A 2,529-nucleotide genomic window follows, 5' to 3' on the forward strand; every position below is an offset into this window, starting at 1 on the left:
CCCCAATTGCAACTGGGGCCCCGAGGTCGTTTCTGGGTCGGTGAGCGCTAGAGCACGTTGATGGCGGTCGCGCGCCAGCGGCGGTCGAGTCCTTCGAGCCGGATAGCGACGGCGCGACTGCGGGCGCGGCCCCGCACGATGATCACGGCTTCGACCACGCCATCTCGCGGCTCGCACACCGTCGTGGAGCCGATGGTGAAGCTCGGGCGTGACACCGCCTGGTTCTTGGCCTGACGGGCGCGGGTGGAGAGCACGACCCGCTTGAGCAGATGACGGTAGACGTCGTCGCTGACCCAGCGGGCGATCTGCTCGAGGTCGCGGGCACCGGCGAGGATCTCGATGACGCACCGGGTGAGGTTCTCCAGCAGCGGCTCTGGGCTCGGCAGGCTCTCGCGCGGCGTCGGCTGGTGGCCGAAGAACTCGTCGGCGACGAACCGCGGACGGATCGGCTTGGAGGGCAGGGCCTCACGGGGGAGCGAGGGCTCAGTGCTTGGCATCGGGGCGGGAACTGCGTTGCTCATTCGGCATCCTCGTGTCGCACAATCGGCATGGGGGTCTACCCCCGTTTAGGGGGACGGGCACAGATTGCCAGACCGGCCACGATCTGTCTACGCCCCACCGTTGGGGCTGTGGATAACACGGCGTAACATTCCCCAGCCGTCACTACCGTCGGCCCCATGCGGTGGGACAACCTCTTCGACGACCTCGAGGGGCAGCTCGAACAGGAGCTGTCTGCGGAGGAGCTCGACGTGCGCGCCGAGGAGGAGCGCCTCCGCCTCGGCCGGCTCACCATCCGCGACCGCCTCGTTGCCATTGACGAGGCGCAGCCAAAGGGATCGGCCTATTCCGTGCGCATCTTCCTCGCCGACGGCTCGACGATCGCGGTGCGGCCGGTCACGGTTGGCCGCGACTGGTTCTCTGCGGATGTCGTCGACGAGTCGACACGAAGGGCCCAGTGCATCATCCCGATCGCCGCCATAGCCTCCATCGCCCTCACGCGCGAGCAGCTCGCCCTCAGTCTGGACGCCGAAGCCGACCCGCCACGGAGAGCCGCCCTTCCCGCCCGCCTCAGCCTCGGGTTCGTGCTACGCGACCTGTGCCGCCGCCGTTCCGCCCTCGAGGTGCACACCGTATCCGGCATGCTCCGCGGCACGATCGACCGGGTCGGCCGCGATCATCTCGACCTTGCGATGCACGAGGCCGGGGAGCCGCGCCGAGACGCCGCGGTGTCGCAGTCGCGACTGGTGCCGCTTGCCCAGATCGTGATGGTGCGGGTCTAGTCTGTTGCGGTCGTTCTGGCCGTGTCGAAGTCGAGCACGCCGCTGAAGTCGGCCTGGTTCCACAGCCCGATGCGCCGCGACTCCTCGTACTTGCCCTCGATGAAGGCCTCGAGAACGGAGCGCTCGATGCGCCATTGGCCAGGCGACCCGAGGCGGATCGCCGGGAGCTCGCCCGACGCGATCAGCTGGTGAACCTCGGCGGCAGAGAGCGCGAGCAGCTCTGCCGTGTCGGCGATCGTGAGGAAGCGCCCGAGGCCGGGGTCTTCCATCGATGAGGTCATGCGTCGATTATGCGTCGATCGCCTGGTCGCCAACCGGGCTGTGGAAAACTTCCTGCGCCCGTCTCGCCTCATCGTGACCATAGGCCCATGACTGACTCCGCCGCTCCGCGCCGCCGACGCTTCTGGTTCGATCCGAGGTTCGCCATCGGCATCCTGCTCGTGATCGCATCGGTCGGCGGCGTGCTCGCCATCGTCTCGTCGGCCGATGCCAGCATCCTCGTCTATGCGGCCCGCAATGCCATCGCGCCCGGTGACCGCATCGAGAGAGACGACCTGGTGGCGGTCAGCGTGCGAATCGAGACGTCGCCAGAGCTCTACCTCGCTCCGGGTGACGTGCCAGACGAGGGGCTCGTTGTCGTGAGGGCAGTCGGCGACGGGGAGATCGTGCCGGCGTCCGCGGTCGGTTCGGCGGCCGGGCTGCGGCTCGCCTCCGTGGTCATCACGGTCAATGGACAGCTTCCCGCCTCGGTCGAACCCGGCACTGTCGTCGACCTGTGGGGTGCATCCCGCGAGGAGTCGAACACCTTCGCCCCACCCTCGGTCATCGTCACGGGTGCGACGGTCGTGCGTCAGCTCGAGTCGGAGGGCATCGTCGCCAGCGGCGACTCGTCGAGTCTCGAGCTGCTCGTGCCGCGATCGAAGATCGCGAGAGTGCTCGAGGCAATCGCCAACGAGGATGCCCTCTCGGTCATCCCCGCGTCCCTCCCCGCGAAGGGCTGAGCGTGGCCCGCGTGCTCCTGGCCGCACGGCCCCAGCTCGCCGCAGAGGCGGCCGGGTACGGACACGAGGTGGTCTCGCGTGCGGCAGCCTCCGCCGAGGTGATCGCTCTGCTCGACTCGACGACCCCGGAGATCGTCGTCGCTGCGAGCGACCCCGCCGTGCTCTCGAGCGGCGTGCTCGCCGCGTGCGACGTGCGGGGAATCCGGGTGGTGGCGATGCTGGCCGATGAGGCGGGGCGGGCCCACGCG

At 69.0% G+C, this 2,529-nt stretch carries 5 protein-coding genes; 3 read left to right on the forward strand and 2 right to left on the reverse strand.

The genetic code is table 11. The features are described from left to right. Nucleotides 1-47: 47 nt before the first annotated feature. Nucleotides 48-521 (reverse strand): Rv3235 family protein, encoded by a 474-nt coding sequence (locus AC14A7_RS11630; RefSeq protein WP_484009207.1) that lies wholly within the window; start codon nt 519-521, stop codon nt 48-50. 156 nt (nt 522-677) lie between these two features. On the opposite strand from AC14A7_RS11630, the gene AC14A7_RS11635 reads away from it, so the two are divergent. After that, entirely contained in the window at nt 678-1,280 is a 603-nt protein-coding gene (locus AC14A7_RS11635) for a hypothetical protein (RefSeq protein ID WP_484009209.1), read from the forward strand. Here the strand turns inward: AC14A7_RS11635 and AC14A7_RS11640 are convergent. Then, nucleotides 1,277-1,561, reverse strand: coding sequence for a helix-turn-helix domain-containing protein (locus AC14A7_RS11640; RefSeq protein ID WP_484009211.1), 285 nt, complete (start codon nt 1,559-1,561; stop codon nt 1,277-1,279). The two genes, AC14A7_RS11635 and AC14A7_RS11640, sit on opposite strands and share 4 nt — an antisense overlap. Before the next feature lie 87 nt (nt 1,562-1,648). Here AC14A7_RS11640 and AC14A7_RS11645 point away from each other — a divergent pair, with 87 nt between their 5' ends. Both AC14A7_RS11645 and AC14A7_RS11650 read left to right on the forward strand, forming a co-directional pair. Beyond that, nucleotides 1,649-2,281, forward strand: coding sequence for a hypothetical protein (locus AC14A7_RS11645; RefSeq protein WP_484009213.1), 633 nt, complete (start codon nt 1,649-1,651; stop codon nt 2,279-2,281). A 2-nt stretch (nt 2,282-2,283) separates the two neighbouring features. Beyond that, on the forward strand, nt 2,284-2,529 hold a 246-nt coding region (locus AC14A7_RS11650), incomplete at its 3' end, for a hypothetical protein (RefSeq protein ID WP_484009215.1).

It is taken from the genome of Conyzicola sp., from assembly GCF_057073975.1.